The following is a 25,764-nucleotide window of genomic DNA, read 5'->3' as shown; positions in this document are numbered from 1 at the left end:
AATCTTCAACGCAAGACAATATGTTGAAGAAACCGGCCAGCAGGTTCAGCTGTCTTGAAAACAAAATAAAGACAGTCATTCCTACCTGTAGTCATAAAAACATCATAGGCAGGCCTTACCCAGATCGAGTGTTTTTCTGGCTGTGAAAGTTGAGCGGTGAAACGTCTGGACTGATCGCCACGTCAACAAGACTTTGTTTTGCCACTTCAGTGTTTTATGAAAGCCGGCTTTCAAATGAAGCTCTTTCGTAACAGGCAATGCGATGCACGCACCCGTTACGAACAATGAAGCCTGTCACTGAGTGAGAATACTGTGTCGATCGAACAGACGGACGACGATATTCGGTCAGAACCGCAAGCACGGCAGAACGATCGAAGCCTCATCAGTTCTTTCCTGATTTTCATGTTGCCCGTTCTTCTGGACTGCATCCTGCAGTCACTTTCGGGAACGATCGGCAATATTTATATCGGCCGCCTTCTGGGGGCCGCCGATCTCGCTGCCGCCAGCACGTTTTATCCTCTGCTGCTGATACTGGTTTCCTGCGGCGTGGGGCTGGGAACCGGTGCGAGTGTGCTTGTCGGGCAGTTCTGGGGAGCCGGGGAGCCTGAGCGGGCCCGGGCAGCCGCAGCGGCCTCCATATCGATGTCTGTGGTTTTCGGGGGCGTGATTGCCGTCGCAGGGCAGTGGATGGTGCAGCCGATGCTGACGTTGTTCAGCGTGCCGCATGATATTTCCGCGCATGCAGCTCAATATTGCCGGGTCTTTCTTGCCGGAACGCCGGCACTGATTCTGGTCATCACTGTCTCCATCACGCTCAGGGGTGCGGGAGACAATATTCGCCCACTGGCGATGATGGCGTTGCAGATCATCATGTCACTGGTGCTGACACCCATCCTGATCACAAGCCGACTTGGGATTTCGGGAGCAGCGGTGACGGGCATCATCAGCTGGTGCACCGCGCTGTTGCTGGCGGCCGTCTGGCTGCGACGGCTTGGCCATCCTCTGGCTCCCGGCCGACAGATGATGCGCGAGCTTCTGCCTTCGCGGGAAGTTTTGCGTTCCGTGATCCGGCTTGGATTTCCGTCAACCATTGAGATAGCGACGCAGGGGCTTGCCGAAGTCGTGCTGGTCGGACGCATCAACGGGTTCGGTGTGGATATGACAGCGGCCTACGGTCTTTTCACGCAGACGCTGACCTATATCGAATATCCCGGCATGGCGGTGGGCATCACGGTGTCCGTGCTGTGTTCGCATGCGATCGGAGCGCGCCAGCCTGAAAGGGCGCGCGCCGTGCTGGCTCTGGGTTTCGGGATCGGTCTGGCTCTGACAAGTGCGCTGGCGTTGTTCGTCTCGCTCGCCCCCGAGATGGTGTCTTCCCTTTTTACATCCGACCCCAAGGTGATTGCGATCACCACCCATGTCTTCCGTTCCGTGATGTGGAGTGCCGTCCTGCTCTCGCTGGGTGGCGTGCTGGGTGCGGCGATGCGGGCCAGTGGTGACACGGTTCCACCAATGGCAATCATGCTGGGCTGCATTGCTCTGATCGAATTACCCGCAGGCTACCTGTTCGCCAGATTCTACGGTTCATGGGGAGTATGGTTCGGTTATTCCGCCAGTTTCTCCGCGATTTTCATCGCCAGTGTGCTCTATTGGGCGCTCTGCTGGCGTCACCGGTCTCTCATGCCACTCGCATAGGGTGTTTAGAGCTGGAGATTTTTGGTAAGACCTTGTTAAAGTTAGACCGTTGCGCGCGTGCCGAAGCCTGCACGTCTGGATGAGGGGTGCGAAACTCTTGGCTGCGAACGAGATTGTCGACCCGACCGAACAGACGGATGCTTCCCTGCGGCAGAAGTTTATTCAGGTCGTTATTCCTGTGGCGACCGTTGTCCTCATCCTTGCGGCAATCGGCGGCATTGGCTGGCATTCCTACCGCACCACCCGCGAAGGCGTGCTGAAGCTCACCCACGAGCTGCTTCAGTCCGTGCAACGCTACGTCGTGCAGGATGTGACCGGTTATATCGGCGCGGCTACGCTGGGCGGGTCCTTCGCACAGGACTTCATTGGTCATGCGCCAGCAGCCGTGGCCGAGAGAGCATTTTATGCTTACGGCGCATCGATGCTGCGACTGGTCCCTCAGATTCAGTCCTATTATCTCGCGGATCAGAACGGCAACTTTCTACTGGTTGAACGCGATCCGAACGGAAAGGGACTGGAATATACCCAACTGAAGACCGACGGAAAACAGGCGGTCTTCCATCACGATTTCTATGACGAGAGTGGAAAACTCCTGCGTTCGGACGAAAACCCGACCGGCGGATATGATCCCCGCACGCGCCCCTGGTATGAGAATACGATCCAGAAAAAGGGTTTTGCCTGGACGCCTCCCACGATCTACGCAAATACCAAGATGCTGGTGGTGACAGGGGCGGTCCCACTCGTCGGAACGGATGGCGTCCAGCGTGTTTTCGCCATCAATGTCTCCCTCAATCAGTTGAGTCAGTTTCTGGATGGATTGAAAATCAGCCAGAACGGGACGGCGATCATTCTCGACAAAAATGGGCGCATCATAGCCGGTCATGACTTCGAGAAAGTGGTCGTTCGCGCTCATGGCGATCCCACGAAGATGACGCTGGATCCCACGGCACAAGGGACCTTTCGCCGCATCTACGACATTTATCGGGTGCGCGGTCCCGGTTCTCACCCCTTCAAATATGAAGGCAACAACTACATCGGCATGGCTCAGACCTTGCCCACATCCGATGACTGGGCACTGCTTATTGTTGCTCCGGAAAATGACTTTGCCAGTTTCGCGCGGCAGAGCGGGCGTGAAAGCCTCCAGTTCTCCGTGATCATCGTGGTGCTGGCCGTGGTGCTGGCCGGTCTTCTGGGACGGCAGGGACAGCGTGCGGAACGGCTGACACGTCAGCTTGCATTTGAGCGAGCCCAGACCAGCACCCAGACGGTTGCCCTGCAGCAGGTAGCTCTCACGCCGGATATTCTGGATGCGAAGGACGAAGCGCTAACCCTGACCGAAGAACTGGCCCGGGTCAGCCATGCTCGCAGGGTTTCCTTGTGGCGACTGCTGCATGACGGCACGGCGCTGATTTGCGAAGACAGTTACGACGCCAAGGAGGAAGCGCATTCCGGCGGCTTCGAGTTGTCCCGTAAGGACATGGAGGATTTCTTCAAGCTCGTGGACGCCGGAGCGCCTGTAACGGTGGCGTCAGCGGCAGGGGACCCTCGCACTGCGGCCTATGAGCGGATGGTCATGCGGGACAACAGCACAACGTCGCTGACAGTCCACCCCATTCGCGGAACGAGTCAGGGCCACTCCGACATTGTAGGCGCCATCACGATGGAGGATGCGCCTTTCGCCCAGCATGTCAGCTACTTCCTCGAAATTGTTGCCTCCATCGCCTCCATCCGGTTCAGCGGGATGGCGGAGTTGCCCGCCGCCGAAAGTGCCGTTCCGACGGGCAACGATGCCGTGTCAGGGCAGGTGCTGCCGCCGCCGCGGATTGACGAGGCTCTGATGCAGGCCCCCAAAGTCGGTGGTGAAATCGGAGAGGGACTGTTCCCGAGCGTAGCGGTCATGGTCATCACTTTTTCGGACCCCGTCATGGAGAATGGCGACGATGCCTCCGGGCTGTTGTCGCTCATCGACAAGATCGCGACCGAAGTGCAGGACATCGCTGTTCGTTACAGCCTTTTCTCGGTCAAGGTGGCAGGCCATCGCCTGATCTGCGTCGCAGGCTGCACGAAGGAGCCCGATCCGACGGCGATCTGGCGTCTTGCGGAAGCGGCTCTGGTTTTGCGCGAGACCTGCATGACGCTTCTTTCAACGGCCAATATCGAGCCGATCTTCAGCATCGGCATGGATTTCGGTCCGGCGATGGGCGGGGATCTTGGCAAGGAGCCCAAGACGTTCAACCTGTGGGGTGAGACGGTGACGCTCGCGGAACTGATGGCGCAGGGTGCGCCGGATGTCGGGACGATCGAAGTCACGGAACGGGTCTATCAGGCGCTGCGTGAGCATTATCTCTTCCACAGTCGCGGGTCGTTCTACGCACCGCGTTCGGGCATAGGGCGGGTGTACGTGCTCGCAACCCGCCGGTGACAGGGTCCTCCACAGGCCAGAACGGATCGGGCGACGACGGCAACCCCAACCCGCCGACGAGCGGCGTGCTGCCTGCCGGCCCGTCGGCGGACGTGCATGGTCAGGGTGCCCCTCCCGAAACCTTTCATCGTGATGATGATGGACGCCCCCAAAATCTGACGATCAGTGATCGTTTCGTGCATTTTCTCGGCACGCTGGGCGCAATGGTCCGCAAGCGGGTGTGGTTCCTGCTCATCATGCTCGGCACAAGCTGGGGCGTGCTGCGGGAGAGTTTGCGCTCCAACACATGGCGTCGCACCGTCCGTTACGAGTTCCAGCAGACCCTGGCGACGGTGGCGGGCCGCGGTCTGCTCAGTACGGTGGTCATGGGCGCACTGACGGGCGTGGGCGTTGTGTCTCAGGCAATTTACTGGCTGGGATTTGCCGGGATGGCCAAGATGACCGGCTCCGTGCTGGTGACCGTTATCGTGCGGGAACTGGCGCCTATTCTTGTCGGCATTCTCATGCTGGGACGAAGCGGCATGTTGTCCCTGGCTGAAGTGGGCATGATGACCACGGGAGGGCAGGTGCGCTCCATGCAGGCCGAGGGTCTCGATCCTTTCCTCCTGCTGGTAGTGCCGAGAACGCTGGCTTTCACGGTGGCAGGCTTCACGCTCGGCATCATGTTTTCACTTTCCTCGCTGACCACGGGATATGTCATCAGCCGTGCGTCCGGCGCGCTCTCCAATTCACTCCTGTCATTTTACTATGATGTGGTTACCGCCATGACATCGGCGGATTACCTTTTGATTCCACTGAAATTCATTGTGGTCGGCTTTCTGGTGGGGCTGGGGTGCTGTATCGGCGGACTGACGGCATCCAACGAGGATTCCATCGCCACCATGCTACCACGCGGTTTCACACGCGGGATGCTGATCGTCATGACGGTCAGCGTTCTCTTCAGTCTCAAGCTGTGAGGGCAGGGTGATGATGTTTGTCTTCAGAGCCGGATCGTCAGGAGCAGAAGGGTGAATCGTCTTGGCGGCCCCCTGCTGGAACTGACGGAAGCCACACCGGCATTCGATGAGAGCAGCCTGCCTCCCGTGCCATTCACGTTGCGCGTGATGGCAGGTGAATGCGTGGTGATTGAATGCCGCGATATGTCTCGTGCGACCATGTTTGCCGACCTTTGTTCCGGCATGGTGCATCTCAATCATGGCACCGCGCGTTTCATGGGCATGAACTGGACGGAGCTTGACGACCGGCATCGCAATGCTCTGCGGGGGCGCATCGGCCGGATTACCCGGCGGCCGATATGGACCGATCTCTTCGGCACGCATGTGTCCATCATGATCAAGCAGCTTCACCACACCACGGTGTCGATCGAGGACCTTACAACCGAGACGCTGCATCTGAGCGAACAGTTCGGTTTGCCGGGCATTCCTACGGAAACGCCGCGCCGCCTGTCGGATGCGGATATCGTGCGGTCCGCCTGCGTCCGCGCCTTTTTGGGACAACCCCAGATGATGTTGATTGAAGACCCCCTCGAGACCAGCCCGGTCGATTTGTCTCAGCCATTTTTCGAATGTCTGACGGCGGCACGGGACCGGGGGGCGGCTGTCGTCTGGTTTGTGCGGGATTCAAGTGTGTGGCAACCCTACCGCAAGGCCGTCAGCGCCTTGTGGCGGCTTGCGGACGATGGACTGTTAACGGTACGGAGGCGCTGATGTTTCAGATCAGATTACGGCAAAAAGGCCGCCCTCTCATCCATCTTCATTATGCGGATGAATGGGTGGGACTCCTCGTACTGGTCGCCATCGTGGTGTTCGCGGCGGCGGTGATTGAGGCGGGTGTTCTCAGTGACTGGCTCAGCCCGCCTGCACGTCTTCGGGTCGTTTTGCCCGAGACCGGTGTGGGCGGCCTGACCGTTGGCGGGGATGTGCAGATTCTGGGCGCGCACGCCGGGACGATCCGTGCGATCAAGCTGAACCCGACCGGTGGCATGTATGCGATGGTCGATCTGGACCCGCAGGTGGAACCGTTCCTGCATCGTGACAGCACGGCGGTGATCCGCAAACAGTTTGTCGTGGCCGGCGCGAGCTATCTCGATCTTACGCGAGGGGCCGGGGAGCTGATGGACTGGAACTATGCCGTCATCAATGCTGTGACGGAACCCAGCCCCACGGACATGATCACGCAGACGCTCAAGAACATTCAGGCCGAAGTCATGCCCGCGCTGGCGAGCGCCCGCCACATGATGTCCCAGCTCGACGATGCCATCACCGACATGCATGCAGGCAAGGGCAGCGTGGGTCAGCTGATGACCAACGACGAGCTTGTGCGGAAGTCTGAGGCGATGATCGTTTCCATGAACGACGTGGTCAATCGCCTGCGACCCGAGGAAGAGCAGCTTCGCAAGATCCTTTCGAAAACTGACACCACCATGGCGAACGTGCAGTCGGCGACACATGACCTGAAGAAGGCGACACCGCGACTGCCATCAATCGCGCGTAGCGCGGACGAAAGTCTTGCCGATGTGCCTGCTATGCTGACGCAGGCCCAGACCACCCTCTACACTCTTCAGAAACTGACAAACCAGTTACGGGGCCTGTGGTTGCTGGGTGGTCAGAAAACGACGACTTCCAACAGGCTTCCAGCCCGGAAAGTCGCGCCATGAGAAAGAGTGCGCTGGCCTCGACGGCTATTCTTTCCCTTCTGGCTCTCTCAGGATGCAGCGGGTCGGGACCAGACGAAACGATTCAGGATCAGGACACGGCCTATCAGCAGGCCATGGACACCGGGAGCCAGGCTCTGGCCATCGAACGTTACACGGTGGCGGAGCGATCCTACCGTGAAGCCGCCCGGCTGGCGCTTCGTCGTGACGATGCCAGTGCGATCGGGGATGCTTCCTACAATCTGGCGGTGACTCAACTGGCTGCCAACGAAGCACCGGCGGCTCTTGAAACTGTCCGGAATGCGCGTAACGCGCTGGCAATGAGGCACGGGGAAGAAGCCTCCGCCCAGACGGGGGGGCTGCCGAAAACGACTCATGGCGGCAGCGCGGTGAACACGGATACGGGCGCACTCGATCTGGTGGCCGCCGCTGCGGAATACCGTCTGGGACAACTCCCGCAGGCGGAGCAGGAAGCGCATCTGGCCTCTCAGGCTCCCGATACCGATATCGCCTTACGGGGCGCCTTCGTGAGTGGACTTGTCGCATCACGGCAGGGAAACGGCGTGACACTGAATGCAGCGATCAACATGCTGCAAACGGCCAAACTGCCTCATTCTGCTGCCCAGCAAGGTGATCTTGCCGAATTACAGGCGTTGCAGGCTCTGGCCGGGAACCCGACGCAGGCCATGGAGTTTGCTTCTACAGCCGTAAAACTTCGTCGTGAGACGGGGGATTATCAGGCTATGGCAAGAGCGCTTGCTCTTGAGGCGCAGGCCGCACGTGCGGCGGGGCAGGGCACACGGGCCAGTGCGCTGTTTGCACAAGCCGCGCAAAGCATCGGGGCTACAGCAGGCACGGATGACAAACCGGCGCCTGAGGCTTCGCGTTACATGAATGAATCCAATCTTCTGGCGCCTGTTCAACCCTTCAAGGCCAAGGATACGACACCATGATGCAGCGTGAACTTGCCGGGTCGACAGCATCCGAAAGCCATCGCCGTCTGCGGAAAAAGAAAGCATGGGTCATTTTGCTTGCGCTTGGGCTGACAGTCGCGGCGTGTGCCGATGATGAAGGAAGTCACGGCCCTGCCTTTCACAACAAGCATCACTCGGGCACGCGGGCACCAAGCTGGTACAAAGTGCCACAAGCCCACTGAACCGGGCGTGAGCTATTTGATCAGCCGAAGCCCGACATCCTGAATGATGGCCCCGAACGTCGATTGAATCGCGTTTTGAATGCTGGGTCCATCCGTGGCGAGAAAAAAGTCATTGGTTCCAGAGGCACAGTCTTGCATGGCGCCCTCCATTGAACCGTCTCCGGTTCCGGCATAGGGCGCGACAAGAGCGGCATATTGGCCTGCTTCCGATCCGCTCAGGACGGCGTAATAAGGCGTCCAGATCGTAAACAGCCGGATGCCGGTATTTTGCAACGCCGTGCAGGCACTGACATAGGGAACGCCGGTTGCGCGCCCCCATGCGGAACTGCCGGGGGTATCTTCCAGCCCATCCGAAAGAAACACGATAAATGTCCGCATCGAAGTGGCCGATGAACCATCGCCCACGTTCGTCAGGTTGTTCAGAACGGTGGTGAGGCTGTTTGTCGTATAGGTGTAGCCATAATTGTAGGTTGGCCCCATCGAACTCTTCCAGTTGGTCACCGTCTCGATGTCGATGGACTGGGCTTTCGTGGCGGCCGTGGTCAGGTCCGTCGTGGGACTGAGCAGGGTGGTGAAGGAATAGCCGAACGTATCGATGCCAACAGTGAAGTTCGCACGCTCATCGCTGGAATATGTCTGAAGTTGCTGGATGAAAAGCTGGATCGCCGAATTCACGTAATCGATCTTCAGCTGAATCCCCTGATTCTTGGCGACAGTACGTTTATCGCAGGAGTTCCATCCAGTTCCCCGTTTTGTGCAGGATGTAGTCTGGGATGAATAGCTGTTGGGATCATGGCAGGCGAACGCGCACTGGTCGGCATTGATCAGCGTCTGGATGGCGCTTTCTGTGCCACCCACACCCATTGAATTTGAAACATCGACGACGAAGATGATCTGGAAGTAGCGGGAACCGGGAGACATGCTGGCCGTGGCACTGGCGGAGACATCAAGTGCCTGCGAACCGATCAGGGATGACATCATTGATGGCAGGCTGGTGGTGAGTGTCACCTGTACTGTCGATGAGTAATCGCCGCTGGACGTCAGGGAGACGGTCTGGGCTGGCGGGGTCGACAGGCCGGCTTTCTGATAATTGGATGTGACGGAACTGGTCACTCCGGCCGAAGCGATCTGGGAAGCCGTGCCCTGGTCGGCGCTGTCCAGCTCCTCGGCAAGGTAATCATTGGTCGCTTTGGCACCGGCAAGAGCACCGGCATCGGCCAGCATTTGCAGCCGATAGCGGGTATCCACGATCTGAGCGACATTCACGCTGACAGCGACGCCGATCATGAGCGGGAGCGCCGACAAAGCGACGATGATCAGGACATTTCCGTTTCGGCTTGCCAAAAAATCGCCACGGCGATGCGTGGCAATGCGTAACCGCAGGCGCCGGAAACATCCGAAAAACCGACGTCCAAGCATATTCCATCATCCTCTACGGCGCGGAGGATAAGGGGCGAATAATTAAGTGCTCCTTAATTATAACCGGAGAGCACTTTCTTGTTTCTATTTGTTACTCATTTGCTGCAGGAAGCGCGGAATGCCGTTCGACAAGCTGTGCGCTGCCCTGATTGAGCCCCAGAAGACGGACGGTATGACCGTGTTTCTGTAAATTCGCGACAACCGCCTCGACAGCAGCCGTTCCGGTAATATCCCAGATGTGGGCGTCGGTCAGGTCAATGATGATCTCGCTGGGTGGTCTGTCAGCGGGCGCGAATTCAATGGCATCTTCCAGTAACTCCGCCGATGCGAAGAAGATCTGACCATGCACGGCAAAGCGTAAAGTGCCGGTCTCAGGTTCCGCGATCCGATCGACGCGCAGCATCGACGACACGTTCGAAGCGAAGAAGATGCCACTGAGCAGCACGCCCACGGCAACGCCTGCTGCCAGGTTATGTGTCAGCACCACGACAACCACTGTGGCAACCATAATCGTGCTGGCCAGTCGGGGATGCGTGACCAGTTCCCGGAGCGATGACCATGAGAATGTGCTGGCGGATACCATGACCATGATCGCGACCAGCGCCGCGACGGGCACCTGTGCCACAACGGGGCGCAAAGTGACCATCAGCAACAGCAGAAATGCGCCTGCGACGAGGGTGGAAAGCCTTCCACGTCCTCCATAACGGACATTGCCAACCGTCTGTCCGATCATGCCGCAACCAGCGATGCCACCAAAAATGCCCGTGGTGAAATTGGCGAGGCCCAGCCCGATCGATTCACGGCGCTTGTCTGATGGCGTCCCGGTCATGTCGTCGACAACACGCGCCGTCATGAGGCTTTCCAGCAAGCCCACCATGGCCATGGCAAGGGCGTAAGGAAGCACAATCCCCAGCGTTTCAGACGTCATGGGCAGGTGCGGCAGCGTTGGAAAAGGCAGGCCATCCGGCAGATGCCCAAGATCCGCCACGCGGGCGACAGGCATCGGATACACCATCACGAGTGCAGTCAGCGCAAAGATGCAGATGAGCGGGGAGGGAATGGCGGTGAACACCAGCGGCACGCCATAAATGATAGCAAGCCCCAGACCGATCAGGAGCCATGTATGCCAACTCACGCCGATGACATGCGGGATCTGTGCGGAAAAGATCAGAATGGCGAGGGCGTTCACGAAGCCTGTTCTGACAGAACGTGAGACGAACCGCATGAGAACATGCAGCCGCAACAAACCGAACACGACCTGAAAGGCGCCGCACAGCAATGTCGCCAGCAGCAGGTATTGTATCCCGTGAGCATGGACGAGGCCTGCCGCGACCAGCGCCACAGAGCCCGCAGCGGCGGAAATCATGGCCGGTCGGCCGCCCGTAAAGGCGATCACCACACTGATGACGAAGGAGGCGTAAAGTCCGACCGAAGGATCAACGCCCGCGACAAAAGCAAAGGCGATGACTTCCGGAATCAGTGCAAATGTTGCGACCATGCCGGCAAGGCATTCACGCACGGGATCGGCTTTCCAGCCGTCAAGAAGAGCAGTCATCATTTTCCTGAGTGGTGGGCAGGCGCGTCGTATTCAGCGGCGTCGATGGTCTGCTGCCATGCCACGCAGGTGCGCTGCAACCCTTCTGACGACATCATCCCAGTCACGCGGACGGTTTTGCCGGACGATTGTCAGGTCCGGATACCAGATGGAATCTTCCCGACCTGACAGCCAGCGCCAGCAATTGTCGAAACGGTCCATGAGCAGGACTGGACGACCGAGACCGCCGGCAAGATGCACGACAGAAGTATCGACCGACACAAGAACATCAATGCCCATGAGAAAAGCCGCAGTGTCATCAAGATTATCAGCATAAGGCATGAGATCGGCAATCGCTTTCCCACAGGGAAGGATGGTGCCGTCCTCCGCATAGGGGCCTTTCTGGAAGCTGATCAGATTGATGCCGGGAATTTTCCCCAGCGGATCAAGCTTCGCAAACGGCAGGGAACGTCGTCGATCGAGCATCAGGGCGCTGCTGGAGTGGGGGCGAGGCGCACCGCCCCAGACCAGGCCCACATTCAGCTTGCCATTAGCGGGCAGAAGTTTTCGCGCTTCCCGCATCTTGATCGGATTTGCGTGCAGATAGGGGACGGGATCACCCGTTTCCTCCCCGGTTCCGACAAAGGCGCGCGGAAGGCTGATGAAGGGACAATGCCAGTCAAACTCAGGCAGCGAGCCGCCGACCTGAACCACAGCGATTCCTTCAACGCGACGGCAGAGTTCAGCGAGTGTTTCCGGCACCCAGACATGCACGATGGCGCCACGACGGGCGAGGGCAGGCAGGTAACGCAGATACATCAGCGTATCGCCGAGACCTTCCTCCTGCGTGACCAGAACCCGTTTGCCCCGCAGATCCACACCGTCGCCCAGCGAAGGCAGCAGGCGGGCTTCAGGCAACTGCGAATGGCCGGGCAGCCGCAGTCTCCATTCATGTTCCGCCCAGCCTTGCGCGGAACGACCGGCTTTGAGGAGTGAGATGGAGTAATTCAGGCGAATGACCGGATTGTTCGGACGTTCGATGATGGCCGAGCGATAGAGTGCCAGCGCATCGTCCGTCCGGTTGATGGCTGAATAGATGCACGCGAGATTCGAAAGGGCAGTCGCATTGTCGGGCACAAGTTCGAGAACTTTTCCGAAAATCGCCTCCGCCTCACCAATGTCACCGCGCTCCATGAGGGCGATAGCCTTGAAATTGAGTGCCATGGGAGAAACGGGACGGATGGCCAGTGAGCGATCCAGCACTGCCACGGCTTCGTCAAACTTGCCCAGTTGCGCCAAAAGGTCGCCCAGCGCATCCAGCACGCGGGGATCATCAGGTGTGAGTTTGAGAATGGCCTCAAGGGTTTTTCGGGCGGCCTCACGCTGGTCGAGCCGTCCGAACAGGCTTACCAGATCAAGGGCAGGATGATTGCCGCCCGGCGAGGCGAGCCCCACAGCCACCAGCAATGCAGCGGCTGGCTCCGGGCGGACAAGGCCAGCAAGTGCAAACCCAAGAAGCCGGTCAATTGCGGTGAACCCCATGCCGCCATAAGGTTCAAGTGCTGTTTCGACTTCCTGAAAATGCCCTGTCTCAAGTTCCGCTTCCGCACGCCGGACCAGCAGGGGGTGGTGATCAGTCTCCCCTCTCATCGAGGGGGACCGGGCGGCGACACGGAGCGTTGCAGACACATGAAACCCCGGTGTTATGCTGCCTTCATCACGGCGGTGAGGGACTCAAGCACGTCTGCCGGTTCTTTCTTTTCAAGGACAGCCACTTCGGCCACAAAACGCTCCTGAGCCGCTTCAAAAAGCTTGCGCTCGCTGAAGCTGCCATCAAGGCTGTCCACATTGCGGCGCAGATCACGGAGGACTTCCGCGATCTGCACGAGATCGCCGGAATTGATCTTTTCCTGATAAGCGACGGCGCGACGGGCCCACATGCCCTTGCTGACGTGCGGCTTGCCCTTGATGATGCCCATCGCCTTGTCGACGATCTCGCGCGAGACGATCTTGCGCAGGCCAGCCTTGCGAGCCTTTGACAGCGGGATACGGAGCGTCATCTGATTGCCGGGGAACGATATCTGGATGACTTCCAGCTTTGTTCCGGCGATTTCATCAATGCCAATGCGATCGACGCGCCCGACACCGTGGGCAGCGTAGACGATTGAATCGCCTTCCTGAAAAGGATCCTCGTCCTTTACTTTGGTTTTGGCTTGTGCGGCCGTTGTCGCCGCCGCCGTGCGTGCCATGGCGTCCGTAACGCCGCCTTTCGGAGAAGATCTGAATGTGCTCATAGTCTATGGTTCTACCACAAAAACACATCGCTGTCTCGGGGGTTCCAGAAACCCTGATGACAGCGAGGCAGACCTCTCAAAGCATAGATAACTGAAAAGTTTCGTAAAAAGCGCGCATCGTGGAAAACACCACGGATATGTCGTGTGGAAAGGACTGTGCGGAAGGTTCAGGACAGTCCTTTCCATGCCTGCATCAGAAGAAGAGAACAGCGCCCCCGGATGCGGAGTTGTCTTTGCCGCGATTATTGCTGTGAGAGATGGATTCCGTATGGCTGTATTCAGCAACTAGCTGCAACCAGTCCGTCCATTTGTAGAACAGGGCTCCCACTTCGGACTCATTGCGTCTGACGAGGATTGAATCGATCTCACCGGGCGCCTGATAAAGATTACTGACACCATAGCTTCCTGAAACGCGGAAGCGTTTGTCAAAGGAATAGGTCGCCTGAACGTAGTAGCCCTCTGAATTACGCTTGTGACCACTCGGTGTCACACCGTCGAAGAACAGACCTGTCGTCCCGAGACCGCTGGCACGATAGTAATAGGCCACGCCTTCGAAGCCTTTGTAGCTCAGCTTTGCGCCAACTTCTCCGGCTTCGACCGTAGCGCTCTTCTTTTCCTGCTCGGTGATGACGGAAGAATAAAGACGCTGCTGACGTTGTAACAGGAAACCAGCCCAGAGCCGCGCCTTGATGTCACCCGCGGTGAAATCGTACGTGACCTTACCCTGCACCATGGGCGAACTATGATAGGAGGACTGCGCGGACAGCGCTTGCGTACCCGTTCCGTTGTCGTTCGTGCCGGCGAAATTATATTCATCGAGTGGCTGCAAAATACCGCCGGTAAGCTGCACGCCATGCATGACCGGAGACTGATAGGAAATCTGCGGTATCCAGTCGGCATAGAGATAACCGACACCAATACGGCCCAGGCTGGTGTTGCCCGGCGCGGAATTGCCGCCAATCGAACCCAGTGTGATGAGGGTGGCATCGGAGAGAATGGCATCCGACCCGAAGATGCCGAGATCACGTCCGATCTTGAAGGTTCCGAGCTTCTTGTTGCCGAAGGTCATGTAAACCTGACGAAAATCGATGCCAGGCGTGCCCAGCGCCAGAGGACTGCCGCCCGAGTTGGCGTTCAGGGCGCCCGTCTTGCTGTTGTCCATGCCCGGATACATGCCGAAGACGGCGGCCATGTCGATCCCGTTCTGGGTCGTGGTGATCTTGGTGATCAGCGCGGCAGGCAGATAACCGTTACGGACGGCCGAGGCATCAAACTTGCTGCCACCAGCGCCTGCGGACGTTCCGCCACCGACATAGCGCCCATAGGCGTTGTCGTATGTGTAGAAGCCGTTCACAAAACCCGAAAGATTGATCGCCACTTCCCCTGCATGGAAGGTGACGCCTTTTCCCGGAACGTATTTGTCGGTCCTGACGATGGTGGGGTCATGGATCGCGGCCTGCGCGGCGAGCATGGAGTCATGGGCGGACTGTGCACTTGCCGCCGCCCGGTCTGCTGCATCCCGCGCGTCAAGAAACACGGGTGTCACGTCCGGGTCGGCCATTGTGCCATGACCGTGCGCCGTCCGTGTCGCCGTGGTTCGCAGATTCGAGGAACGATCGGCTGTCCGTGCGTCAGCGAGCCGGGCAGGGCGGCCCTCTGAACGTTCCGAAGCGTCCTGCTGAAGATGACGGCGATGCTTGGCGGTCAGGACGCTGTATTCGCCCTGCGTCAGACTGCCTTTCACCCGCAGGATATCGAGCAGGTCGGTATATTCATCCGCATGAGCGGGCTGAGCGACCGCCACCAGCGCGGAGCCCGCGAGAAGTCCGGCACCGAGAAGCGGGCGCATGAACGCACCGATGCTCTGGGAGGGAGAGGCGAGCGGTGACGACCGTCTCACGGAGCGGAGACGCGAGAAAAAAAGCAGCTCCGACTGAATGAAGATCATTTTCGTCCTTTTTGCACCCGTGACACACGAAAAGTCCTGCCAGCCCGGCATTCAGGAAACCTGTCTGAGTCAGTTGCCTTTCATAGCATTTCAAGTGTGACAAAAAGGTAATGGCGGTCAATGGCACAAAGGGCGACCTGAACATCTTGTGATCGAGAATTTTTTCTCGCGTCAGGGGAGAACGCCGTTACACGCCACAACCTGCGGGGAGGGCGTTTCACCGATCGACTGAAGGAGATCTCTTTCGATGGTTCTCGCCATGGCTTCCATTGGAAGGGCGTGTGGAGAATCAACGAACGGCTCCTGCAGGTCAGCTCCGGTCTTGTCGAGCACCACGAACAGCAGGCCGACGAGTGACGAGCCGAGAGGGGTAACCCAGCCAAGCGTCTGCACTGCGGAAATCGGCAGCACAATGCAGAAAATGTTGGCAAGAGCACGCGGCAGGCCAGAATACTGGATGGGAAGGGGCGTCTTGCAGATCCGCTCCAGACCGCCCTGTGCATTTGCCAGATCGGACAGAATGCGGTCGATCTGGCCGTGCAGAGCCCCATCGATGCCGCGTTTCGTGGCTTCCTCGGTCACACCCATCCCGAGTTGCAGCAGAATGCCGTTGGGCTGGTTTGCCCAGCCTTTGATATGTTCCGCCATTTCAGGGGCGAGCAGGCGTTCCACATCCGCTGAAGCGTCAATATCGCCCAGCGCGGTCCGCAATGCATGGGGGTAGGCGGCCATCGCCCGCACAAGGTCTTTCCTGCCGCCGAGAAGGGTGCATACCTGTCGGCCGAACGAGCGTGAATTGTTTGTCACAGCTCCCCAGAGCGTCCGTCCTTCCCACCACCGTGCATAGGCTGTGTTGTTACGCACGCTCATGAAGAGCGCCAGAGCCGATCCTATGAGGGAGAGTGGGAGGGTGGGAATTTCCATCCATTCCTGATGGAAGAGCTGGTAAAGCATAACGACAACAAAATCCCAGGCGGCCAGCAGCAGCAATGTGCCGGCGCTTTCCCGCATCAGAACCAGAAGTCCGATCCTTTTATTGACGATCATTCCAGCCTGTCTCTTTTCCTGTTCGAATGTTTGCAGATAAACGAATTTCTTCAACCCGATAACGGGCTCAAAGTTCTGCACCGGCCATTGAAAACCCCGGAATGGCCCGCAACAACCCATCGACGAAGCCTACACATAGTTTGTCACCGGATGGTCAAACCAATCCGCTCATTTAGTTGGCATAATATATCTTATGCGGCTTTTGGGTGTTTGAGTGAAATGCTGTTGCCATCGATGGGCCAATCTCCCAACGCTTCAGAATGTGGCCCACAATCGGGCAATGGAGTCATGTAACGTCTCCAACGGGCTTCTCATGCCCTGTCAGGGTGTATCCAACGACATCCCCCCGTGGTTCCGGCAATCTTTTTTCATGGATATCCATGAATTAGGCACCCCACCTTCGGGTATCCCTGAAAAACGCCGCTGCCTGTCCCCTCCTCCCCCTATGGCATTCGCAATCACCACTCCGGGCATGCCATTGAAGGCCAAGGGCAATTCTTTTTCTTCATGGCTCCGTGTTTCATCATCACACGGTAAATTACGCTCGTATGCTGCGGATAGCAGTTCTTGGGACAAAAACGCCCAATTTCACTGTAATATTTCTTCAATTTGCGCGCGGAATCGCCAATTCCATCATTGATGGCCTGAAAAGCTGTTGACCTGCCATGCTAAGATTAAAGCGTCGCACAATACGAAGGACGATGGATTGATATCAATGCGTTCAGACGGTCCTGACGACAGGAGCAGCGCATCCGTTTCGACGATCTTTCTCTTGGAAGTTGTGGCCAATAATACACCCGACATGCACGCCATGTTCCTGATCCGGATAAAGCATGCAGAACGCCATTCCGGAGAAATCCGGAAACTCCCCGTCACCATAACCGTGATCTGTTCGATTTTGAGCAATGGCGTCGACGAGAATTTATTGAAATGGAGCGCGAAAAACAGATCGGAGGCCAGTATCGGCCTGATACACGGAAGCCCCTTGCCCGCGTGACGACTGAATGGCATTCCTGCGGCTCTTCTCACCTCTGTCTCAAAGGAGTACGGGGCCATGCTTGACCGTCTCTACACACGCGTTCGCGCTCATGCAGCCGGTCCGATGGCTCCTTTCTGGCTTGGTATTCTTGCCTTCAGTGAGGCAAGTTTCTTCCCGCTGCCGCCGGAAACCCTTCTCATTCCTATGGTGCTGGCTAATCGTGGCCGCGCATGGCGTTACGCCCTCATCGCGACCCTGTGCAGCGTCGCCGGCGGCGTGCTCGGATGGTATATCGGAGCCGTTCTGCTTGACGTGGTCGCCAGACCCATCGTGCATTTTTACCATGCGGACGCGACGCTTGCCGCCCTGCAGGAAAAATTCAGGAAATGGGGTGTCTGGATTGTCCTGATCAAAGGCCTCACCCCGGTTCCTTACAAGTTCGTGACCATAGCAAGCGGCGCCGCCCATTTTCCCCTACTGCCATTCCTTCTCGCCAGCCTTGCCACACGCGGCATCCGGTTTTTCCTTGTTGCCGGTCTCTTGCAGCGCTTCGGCGCACCAATCGAGGCCTTCATTGAAAAGCGCCTTCCCCTCGTGTGTGGAGCGTTCGCGCTGGCGCTTATCGGTGGCATCCTCGCGCTGGCATATCTCTAAAGTTGATCATCAATTTCAATTTATTAACAATCTCTGGCTGAGAGACGGGAATGTGTCTAAAAGATCAAACGGTGACGTAAGTTTTTTTACTCCCGATGTATCCATCAATAACTATAAGCAGAAGACACTGTTTTTCCTCGTGCACCATGAAACGGGTTCGCTCTCCCATGGGACCGGTTCCGCAAAAACAGGAAGCCTTACCGGACATGATCGATGGACGCTGATCGCGGCAACAGAGCTGTAAAACCGTTTGGGAATAGCGTCCTGGCCGATGGCGTCCAGACCGGGGTTTCCTCCATCCCCAGGAGCGGCCTCATCCAGCCGCAAGGCTGCCTTCTGGCGTTCGACGCGGAGACGCTCCTGCTCCAGCGTCAGTCGGCCAACGCTTCCCGGTTCTTTGCACCACAGGATATTCCATTCGGAGTGTCACTCGAAAGCTGCGTGGGCGCCAACGCCGCAGAAGCCATTCTCAGAGCAACCAGAGAAAGCCTGACCACAGGACGCCCCTGCCTGCTTTTTGGTTTTCGTATGGGGGAATCCCAGATCACCTGCGATGTGGCGGTACATATTGCCGGTCAGGATCTCGTTGTTGAATGCACGCCCCAAAGTCCTCTGGGACTCAATGGTGAACTGATTTGCCTCTTGCGGAGTGCCATCGATAGCCTGCGCGAGAAAACGGATTTTCAGGTGCTGTGCAATGAAGCGGTGGTGCAGTTACGGTCGATGACCGGCTACGACCATGTGATGCTTTACCGGTTTGCGCCCAATGGCATGGCGGAAGTGGTCGCGGATGATTGTCGGGCCAACCTGAGCAGCCTTGCAGGCCAGTTCATGGCCCCCGAGGATTTGCCCCTCGCCGTCCGGGGTGTCTATCGCCGCTCGCTCGTCCGGGTGATCGAGGACGTGGGCGCCTCCCCTGAGCCTGTCCTGTCGATGCCGGATCTTCCGGCATTTGATCTTTCTCTCGTCATGTTGCGGGCGGTATCGCCGACAGGCCGTGCCTATCTGCAGGATTGCGGTATCCATGCCTCCCTGCTGCTGTCTCTCGTCGTGGATGGCGCCCTGTGGGGAATGATCGTCTGCCGCCATTATTCGCCCAAAAACATCCCGATGGACGAACGCGCTGTTGCGAAAATGCTCGGGGAATATGTGGCATTGCAGATATCGGCGGTCGTGCGCCTGAATCGCCTGCAGATGACCCACCGGGCGCACACGCTCATTCAAGAGTTTATCCAGCTCGGCACCACCTTCAGCGGTGATATCCCAAGCTACATCCGCGCCCACATCGGCGAGCTGGCGTCTCTCGTGGAATGTGATGGTATCGCCGTCTTCATGGAGGGCGGTTACGGAAGTCACGGTCTCCCGTTTTCGGAAGAAGCGCTGGAGGCTCTGGTGAGATGGTCACAATCATGCGCGGGCGACATGACGCAGATATGGAGCACGGTCTCGCTTGCCGAGGATGCTCCTGCGCTGGTCTCTCGTTTTCCCGGTATTGCGGGCCTCATGGTCATTCCTCTGACCGTGCAGCCGGGCGACTATCTTTATCTTTTCCGGAAGGAAAAAATGTGGATCGTCAACCGTGCCCCGCGCCCGGGCGAAGGGGTGGATGTCCGGTGTGGCGAAAGCGGTTTCTGTCAGGAACAGATGCACAACTGCTCCGGCGCATGGACCATTGAAAACGAGGAAGCTGCGGAAGAACTGAGGTCTGCGCTCATCGAGGCGACGGGGATCTATCGTCAGATCCAGCTGGAACAACGTGCTGAAGCCGAAGCGCAACAGCGTCTCCTCAATGATGAGCTGACGCATCGTGTGAAAAACATCCTCTCGGTGGTCCAGTCGGTCGTCAGCCGTTCGATTTCAGACGAAAGCGACCCGCAGGACGGTCTCCGCAGGTTGCGGGACCGGATCGGCGCGCTGGCGACGGCTCATGATCAGATCATCGGCGCGAATGCAGGCGGTCGTCTTTCCGCCCTTCTGCAAGCCGAACTCGCGCCTTACGCCACCCCCACCGTGACCATCACCATCTCCGGCCCGGATCTGTGGATGTCGGGGAAGGCCTTGTCGATCATGACATTGCTTTTCCACGAACTGGCGACGAACGCGGCGAAATACGGCGCGTTGTCCGCCGACAAGGGGCATCTGGATATCCACTGGTATTTTGATGAGGATTCCCAGACCTGGAAACTGACATGGATGGAGACCGAAGGGCCAGCCGTCCAGGAACCGATACGTTCAGGATTTGGCACCATTCTTCTGGATCGGGCGCTGAAGCATGAACTGGGAGGGGCTGCCCGCCGGGAGTTCCGCCCTGAAGGCATCGTGATTTATCTGACGCTGCCTGCCCGACACGTCCGTGAAGTGAAGGATTCTGGTCGTACACACTGGCATATTGCCCAGTCTCCGGAAACAGAACGTCCCACCGGCACGCATGGAAATGCCGAGACCCTTCAGGAAATGGAAGTGCTGATTGTCGAGGATCAGGTGCTGATCGCGATGGAAGCCGAGGATACACTTCTCGAACATGGCGTGGGTAGCGTGTGTTCGGCCGCATCGGTGTGCGAGGCTCTTGAACTGATCGAAAGCCGGGCTCCGGACGCGGCCATCCTCGATATCAATCTCGGAGATGAAAATGCACTGGAAGTGGCTGTTCTGCTAAAAAAGCAGGGTATTCCCTTCATTTTCACAACCGGGTACGCCAATCACACCATGATCCCGAAGGAATTCCACGATATCCCGGTTGTGCAGAAGCCTTATTCATCGACAGCCATGATACGGGCGCTAAAAGCGGTGCTCCCCTGAGCGAACACTGCTTGCGGACGAGACCTTACGGCACCAGCACGGCCGCGCCATCGAAACGGCCGTGCCGGAGATCATCCAGCGCTTCATTGGCCTTCTTCAGCGGATAGGTCGTGGTGGTTGTCTTGATGCCGATTTTCGGAGCCAGGGACAAAAACTCTATCCCATCCTGCCGCGTGAGATTGGCGATCGAGACGATTTCGCGTTCTCCCCAAAGAATATCGTAGGAAAAAGCCGGAATCTCGCTCATGTGGATACCCGCACACACCACGCGACACCCCTTGCGCACAACTTTCAGAGCCGCTGGCAGCAGAGGACCAACCGGCGCGAAAATGATGGCCGCATCAAGAAGTTCGGGCGGCATCTCATCGGACCCGCCAGCCCATTTTGCACCGAGAGACCGGGCAAATTCCTGAGTCTTCGTGTCACCGGGCGTGGTGAAGGCATAGACCTCCCTGCCCTGCCAGCGCAGCACCTGTGCGATGATGTGAGCGGCAGCCCCAAACCCATACAGACCCACCTTCTTGCCGTTTCCAGCGTGAGAAAGTGAGCGCCATCCGATGAGGCCAGCACACAGCAGCGGTGCGAGCGAAACATCGTCCCCCTCTTCGCCCATCGGAAATGCATAATGTGCATCGGCAACGGTCATCGTCGCGTAGCCGCCGTTGCGGGTGTAGCCTGTGAACAGCGGGTGATCGCAGAGGTTCTCTTTTCCCTCGTCGCAATAGAGGCAATGGCCACAGGTGTGGCCCAGCCAGGGAATGCCCACCCGCTCCCCGATCTTGAGATCGGTCACGCCTGCCCCGATGGCATCGACACGCCCCACGATCTCATGGCCGGGAACGATCGGCAGCGCTGGGTGGGTGAGATCCCCGTCCACGACATGAAGATCCGTGCGACAGACCCCGCATGCACCGACTTTCACGCGGATCTGTCCCGGACCGGGTTGCGGATCTGGGAGTTCGACCCATTCGAGCGGCGTGCGGGGCTTGCTCAACTGCATCGCGAACATCGTCGTCTCCCAAGTCACATGACCAAAAACAGGTTATGGCACGTACTTTATGGAAACCTTGGGGATTTCGCATTGATTTCGCGCAGGCAGGCCATGCCTTTATTCAGGGGCAGCCGGGATGACTGTGCAATCATGGTAAAATGGCATACCGAGAGGAACACTAAGCGAGCGGCCTTCGATGTTTTTTCTGGTAAAAGTCATTCTCTCAGGCCTGATGATCGCTCTCGCGTCCTCGGTGGCCAAACGCTATCCAGCGGCCGGGGCGCTGATCGCCTCCCTGCCGCTCGTCTCGATTTTTGGCATGTTATGGCTATGGCAGGAAACGCATGACGCGGAACGCATGCAGGCGCATGTCTTTGCCACGTTCTGGTATGTGCTGCCGTCCCTGCCCATGTTCCTCCTCATCCCGTGGGCGATGAAACAGGGCGTGGCGTTTTATCCCGCTTTGCTGGGAGGGTGCTGCCTGACCTTTGTGCTGTATCTTGCCACAATGGGGATTCTGAGGTGGATGGGATATGCACTGTAGTCGCGTGACCGCCAGCGCATATCTCCACAGATCATCAGACTCAGATTGGCTGGTACCCCTGCCACGAGGCGACGACAGGTGAGCCCGTTTCACAAGGTGTCAGGTGAATATAGAGACCATCGATCTGCTCCAAAGGAATGCAGTCATCGACTTCCATGAAGTTATCTTTGTGACGGTGCACCCGACCCGGTAACAAGATGTCCTTCGCTTTGGCTTTTGCCTCTTTCGCTGTATCGGCAACAAGAAAAGTAAACTCGTGCTCCTCTCTCAGCATGCCTTTCTCATATCCACCCATGTTGAGGAAGTAGAGATGCTTGCCTGAGACCGGCTTTTCCCGGCTCACGGTAATAGCGAAGCCATCGGCCCAGAACACCGTGCCATATGCGTCAATATGCACGGATTTCCGCGTTCCGAACCATCGCGCGACCAGCGATTGATGAGCATCTTCCGGTCGTTCCGCAATCGCAAACTGGACGTCATGGACTTCGATGTTTGCGCCCGGAGCTGATCCGCCGAGATAGAACACGAACAGCTTCATTCGATCGTCCTTCTCCACCCTGAACTCCCTTTCACGCCACCTCGTCGCAAAAGGTATGGGCGGACTGGCTCGCTTGACAAGGTGGTGCCGTTGTCGCCGCCGCTCCCGAAGGAAATCGGCAGTGACGGAGGAAATCACGATCCTCCGTCTACAGGTCGGCCCTTACACATAAGGGGCAAACCCGGTGCGTGCCTCGCCTTCAGAAAGAAGCTGTCAGGCTGACATTGAAGGAGCGTCCCATACCGGGCAGCGGACCGAGGATGCCCGTTGCGTCGTAATCGCCAAGCGACATGCCTCCAAGGGGAAGATAGTATTTCTGGTTGCAGATATTCTCGATGCTGGCGTCCAGCAGGAAATTGCGCCAGCGATAGCTGCCGCCGATGCCGAGCAGGGCATAACCCGGTGTCCGCGGCTCGTTGCGCACCCAGTCAACTGTATCCTTGCTCTTGACCAGTGTGACTTCCGCCCGTCCCGTCCAGTTCTGATACGTCTCGTACAGACCGACCGTGCCGTTGGTCGGCATCTGGTGGTACAGGCTGGAATGGTTCTGCAAATCCTGCCCGCGTACCCAGTTGAGGTTCGCGCGTATTTCGCCGGTGCCGTAAGCATCAGTCTTCCACAAACGTGCCCGGGCGGATGAATTGATGCCGTAGCTCTGGGCGTTGTGATTGACGAACTGGAGCTTTGACAGTCCGTTGGAAAAGGACCCGATCCTCACGACGTTAATGTAGTTGTGGGTGTAGGTGTAATAGGGCTGCACCTTGATTTCCCAGGCATCATCCGTCGGGTCATGCCATGTGATGGTGAAGCTGGCCGTATTGGCCACTTCGGGCGTCAGATTGAGATTACCGACATAGCCGTTTCCATCCCCGAACCAGCCGATCATGCTGGTCGCCATAGTGCCCTGCGCCCACGAGTAGCGCTCGTAAAGGTTGGGGGAGCGCGTCTTGCGGGCATAGCCGCCTTCGATCGACAGGCTATCCAGAGGACGCCAGCGGGCCATCGCCGTCACGTCGAAATTGGTGTCGGTCCGGCCCCGTGAGGCGGCATTGAACCGCTGTGCCGCCATCGCATCCGCCATCGACATCATGCTGGTCCATGAATAAGGCGAGACTGTCCCTGTATTCATCATGATGATGTCGCTGCGGAACCCGAGCAGGGTGGACAGACGCGGTAACCACTGAGCATTCCACTCGGCATAATGGCCGAGCCGGTCGCGATGACCGTTGTTGATGTTATGGAACGTGTTCGGTCCCATCATCATGCTGCCGGAAAGCGGGGGCCACCAGTCGTTGAGGCCATTGTGATCGAACTCGCTCCCCAGCGTGAGCGTGTGCTTCGGGGTCAGCCGGATCGTGGCCTTGAGGGTGTATCCGACGGACCGTGAGTCCGTGTTCATCGGCATGCCGGTCGTCGCCGTATGCCCACCCTTGTCGTTCATCATGTTCATCGCATGATCGACGCGCTGCCAGTAAGCGCGAGCCTCCAGAACACCCCAGTCGAAATCGCCCTTGTACTTGCCGTTCACATAGGTCGAGCGATTGTTGGTCATGTCCATGTACTGGTTCGCAAACCCCTCATACGGAATATCCTGCTGCCCGAACGTGACAGCCACGAGGTGATTATCCTTGTGGAAACCCGCCGTGACGGCATGGTTGAAGGTGAGATAGCTGGTCGAGCGCACCTGCCTGTTTTCACCCCCAGTCCTGTAGTTGCTCGCGTGCGCATAGGAGCCCGTATAGCGCAGGCTCCATGTATCATTGGCGACGGTGAGGGTGCCGGACGCGCCGGATCCACCGCCGTTGCTGCGATAATCACCACGGACATGCCCCGTCACCAGAAGCTTGCCATGCTCGGCGAACAGCGGATCACGGCGTTCAACAATGATGCTGCCCCCTGTGCTGTCGCCGCCCACGCTGACCGGCGTGATACCGGCGATGGCTTCCGCCTTCGAGACGGAATCCGGATCGATGTAGGACAGCGCCGGGTTCATGTGATTGGGGCAGGCTGATGCAATACGCATGCCGTCAACAATGGTGGCGACGCGATCGTCAGCCATGCCGTTCAGAACGGGAAGCGCCGACACACCACCGGCCGAATAGGAACTGAAGCCGAGACTGTGACGAAACAGGGAGGTAGTATCGGGGCTGTGGCGGTCTGAAAGCCTGAGTGCATTCACCACGATATTTTCATCGGCATGAAACGCTATTCCGTCCTTGGCCGGACTGGATTTTGCGGCAGAAAGCGGGGCAGCGGCTGATTGGGCCGGTGTGCCTTTCTGGCTGTTGGCCAGATGGTCTTCCTTCGTCAGATCGAACGAAGCCGCCCTGACGGGAGACGTGGAACTGACGATAAAACCAAGTGTGAAGACAGAGCACAGCAGGGCGTGCTTGCGACTGGGCGCGGGCATGACAGGATAATCCCGGGACTGAACTTACGGTCAGCCGCAGCCGTCACCTCTTTCCGAATGCGCGAAAGCATCCGTTCGGCAGGTCTGGCTGCGACGATGAGAAAGCGGGTTCAGAAAAGGAGAGGAGGTCCTGTCGCCGGTGGAAGTGCCAGCGTGAAAGCAGGAGGCGCCCGCGGTTGCGCCAGAATGCGCCGCATAGACAACCATGCCGTGCTGATGGCGGGCAAAAACGTAGCACTGCCGAGAAGAATGCCGAAGATCAGCAGTAACGGACAGAGAGGGCAGTCCGCATCGTGATGGTGGCCCGTTTTGGGGAGGCTGTCTTTTCCGCCTGGCTGCGCGTGGACCGGCATGGCATGCTGCGGTCCTGCTTCCATGCCATGATCCATCGGCATGGATTTCATGTCATGGGTCGCGGCATGTGCTGAAGGGGCGACGGTCGGACTGATGTCGATGCCCGTCAGACGCAGAATGGCGGCGCGGGGAGACTCGTCAGGAGCCGTCAGGCCCTGAAGCGCGACCTGCCCCAGAAATCCGATGAATGTGAGCGCGACAATGAGCCAGCGACCGATGAACGGTCGTGTCGCAACAGAACCTATTCCCTTCATCAGAAGTGCAAAAAGCCTGCCCCCATCTTTCGAGACCATCAAACTGACAAACTCGTGAAGCATGGACTAGTCG

21 protein-coding genes are annotated in these 25,764 nt (G+C 58.1%); 10 read left to right on the top strand and 11 right to left on the bottom strand.

The features are described 5' to 3' along the window. Positions 1-312 precede the first annotated feature (312 nt). From GOB81_RS02555 to GOB81_RS02525, 7 genes are all read left to right on the top strand, one after another. Positions 313-1,695, top strand: a complete 1,383-nt coding sequence (locus tag GOB81_RS02555; protein WP_173568809.1) for an MATE family efflux transporter — start codon at positions 313-315, stop codon at positions 1,693-1,695. A gap of 97 nt (positions 1,696-1,792) precedes the next feature. Further along, positions 1,793-4,117 (top strand): cache domain-containing protein, encoded by a 2,325-nt coding sequence (locus GOB81_RS02550; protein WP_173568808.1) that lies wholly within the window; start codon positions 1,793-1,795, stop codon positions 4,115-4,117. Beyond that, on the top strand, positions 4,114-5,073 hold the full coding sequence (locus GOB81_RS02545; protein ID WP_338421297.1) for an MlaE family ABC transporter permease: 960 nt from the start codon (positions 4,114-4,116) through the stop codon (positions 5,071-5,073). The genes GOB81_RS02550 and GOB81_RS02545 overlap by 4 nt, the downstream gene beginning before the upstream one ends. A 51-nt stretch (positions 5,074-5,124) precedes the next feature. Next, positions 5,125-5,823 (top strand): ABC transporter ATP-binding protein, encoded by a 699-nt coding sequence (locus GOB81_RS02540; protein ID WP_173568807.1) that lies wholly within the window; start codon positions 5,125-5,127, stop codon positions 5,821-5,823. Then, the gene (locus GOB81_RS02535; RefSeq protein ID WP_173568806.1) at positions 5,823-6,773 is read left to right on the top strand and encodes an MlaD family protein; all 951 of its coding nucleotides are present in this window, start codon (positions 5,823-5,825) and stop codon (positions 6,771-6,773) included. Before GOB81_RS02540 ends, GOB81_RS02535 begins: the two co-directional genes overlap by 1 nt. Continuing rightward, a complete protein-coding gene (locus tag GOB81_RS02530; protein WP_173568805.1) occupies positions 6,770-7,723 on the top strand; it encodes an outer membrane protein assembly factor BamD in 954 nt (317 codons plus the stop codon). Before GOB81_RS02535 ends, GOB81_RS02530 begins: the two co-directional genes overlap by 4 nt. Further along, the gene (locus GOB81_RS02525; RefSeq protein WP_173568804.1) at positions 7,720-7,926 is read left to right on the top strand and encodes a hypothetical protein; all 207 of its coding nucleotides are present in this window, start codon (positions 7,720-7,722) and stop codon (positions 7,924-7,926) included. Before GOB81_RS02530 ends, GOB81_RS02525 begins: the two co-directional genes overlap by 4 nt. Before the next feature lie 12 nt (positions 7,927-7,938). Here GOB81_RS02525 and GOB81_RS02520 read toward each other — a convergent pair whose 3' ends face one another. The 7 genes from GOB81_RS02520 to GOB81_RS02490 all read right to left on the bottom strand — a co-directional run bounded on the left by GOB81_RS02520 (position 7,939) and on the right by GOB81_RS02490 (position 17,179). After that, on the bottom strand, positions 7,939-9,345 hold the full coding sequence (locus tag GOB81_RS02520; protein WP_173568803.1) for a pilus assembly protein TadG-related protein: 1,407 nt from the start codon (positions 9,343-9,345) through the stop codon (positions 7,939-7,941). A 91-nt stretch (positions 9,346-9,436) separates the two neighbouring features. Further along, positions 9,437-10,900, bottom strand: coding sequence for a SulP family inorganic anion transporter (locus tag GOB81_RS02515; protein ID WP_173568974.1), 1,464 nt, complete (start codon positions 10,898-10,900; stop codon positions 9,437-9,439). 33 nt (positions 10,901-10,933) lie between these two features. Continuing rightward, entirely contained in the window at positions 10,934-12,529 is a 1,596-nt protein-coding gene (locus tag GOB81_RS02510; RefSeq protein WP_173568802.1) for a tetratricopeptide repeat protein, read from the bottom strand. 53 nt (positions 12,530-12,582) lie between these two features. Beyond that, positions 12,583-13,173, bottom strand: a complete 591-nt coding sequence (locus tag GOB81_RS02505) for a CarD family transcriptional regulator (protein WP_173568801.1) — start codon at positions 13,171-13,173, stop codon at positions 12,583-12,585. A 193-nt stretch (positions 13,174-13,366) separates the two neighbouring features. After that, positions 13,367-15,022: a porin family protein gene (locus GOB81_RS02500; protein WP_173568973.1), complete on the bottom strand. Its 1,656-nt coding sequence runs from the start codon at positions 15,020-15,022 to the stop codon at positions 13,367-13,369. Between the two features lie 270 nt (positions 15,023-15,292). Further along, positions 15,293-16,168 carry a bestrophin family protein gene (locus GOB81_RS02495; protein WP_173568800.1) on the bottom strand — a complete coding sequence of 292 codons (876 nt, stop codon included), beginning with the start codon at positions 16,166-16,168 and terminating at the stop codon, positions 15,293-15,295. 633 nt (positions 16,169-16,801) lie between these two features. After that, positions 16,802-17,179: a hypothetical protein gene (locus tag GOB81_RS02490; RefSeq protein WP_173568799.1), complete on the bottom strand. Its 378-nt coding sequence runs from the start codon at positions 17,177-17,179 to the stop codon at positions 16,802-16,804. A 43-nt stretch (positions 17,180-17,222) separates the two neighbouring features. Here GOB81_RS02490 and GOB81_RS02485 point away from each other — a divergent pair, with 43 nt between their 5' ends. Both GOB81_RS02485 and GOB81_RS02480 read left to right on the top strand, forming a co-directional pair. Beyond that, positions 17,223-17,801, top strand: coding sequence for a YqaA family protein (locus GOB81_RS02485; RefSeq protein ID WP_173568798.1), 579 nt, complete (start codon positions 17,223-17,225; stop codon positions 17,799-17,801). A gap of 213 nt (positions 17,802-18,014) precedes the next feature. Beyond that, complete coding sequence (locus GOB81_RS02480; RefSeq protein ID WP_173568797.1) at positions 18,015-20,600, top strand: HWE histidine kinase domain-containing protein; 2,586 nt, start codon at positions 18,015-18,017, stop codon at positions 20,598-20,600. A gap of 25 nt (positions 20,601-20,625) precedes the next feature. Here the strand turns inward: GOB81_RS02480 and GOB81_RS02475 are convergent, their stop codons facing one another. Next, complete coding sequence (locus tag GOB81_RS02475) at positions 20,626-21,609, bottom strand: zinc-dependent alcohol dehydrogenase family protein (RefSeq protein ID WP_173568796.1); 984 nt, start codon at positions 21,607-21,609, stop codon at positions 20,626-20,628. A gap of 178 nt (positions 21,610-21,787) precedes the next feature. Between GOB81_RS02475 and GOB81_RS02470 the strand changes: the two genes are divergently transcribed. Further along, on the top strand, positions 21,788-22,135 hold the full coding sequence (locus GOB81_RS02470; protein ID WP_173568795.1) for a DUF3147 family protein: 348 nt from the start codon (positions 21,788-21,790) through the stop codon (positions 22,133-22,135). A gap of 40 nt (positions 22,136-22,175) precedes the next feature. On the opposite strand, the gene GOB81_RS02465 is transcribed toward GOB81_RS02470, so the two are convergent. The 3 genes from GOB81_RS02465 to GOB81_RS02455 form a co-directional block, all read right to left on the bottom strand. Next, entirely contained in the window at positions 22,176-22,691 is a 516-nt protein-coding gene (locus GOB81_RS02465; RefSeq protein ID WP_338421296.1) for a DUF1543 domain-containing protein, read from the bottom strand. Between the two features lie 181 nt (positions 22,692-22,872). Beyond that, positions 22,873-25,083, bottom strand: a complete 2,211-nt coding sequence (locus GOB81_RS02460) for a TonB-dependent receptor (RefSeq protein WP_173568794.1) — start codon at positions 25,081-25,083, stop codon at positions 22,873-22,875. 110 nt (positions 25,084-25,193) lie between these two features. Then, positions 25,194-25,691 (bottom strand): DUF2946 family protein, encoded by a 498-nt coding sequence (locus tag GOB81_RS02455; protein WP_173568793.1) that lies wholly within the window; start codon positions 25,689-25,691, stop codon positions 25,194-25,196. Positions 25,692-25,764 lie beyond the last annotated feature (73 nt).

The organism is Acetobacter conturbans, assembly GCF_011516755.1.
Classification (GTDB): domain Bacteria; phylum Pseudomonadota; class Alphaproteobacteria; order Acetobacterales; family Acetobacteraceae; genus Acetobacter; species Acetobacter conturbans.
Note: the sequence above shows the minus strand (reverse complement) of the source record. Positions and strands in the feature narration are given on the sequence as shown.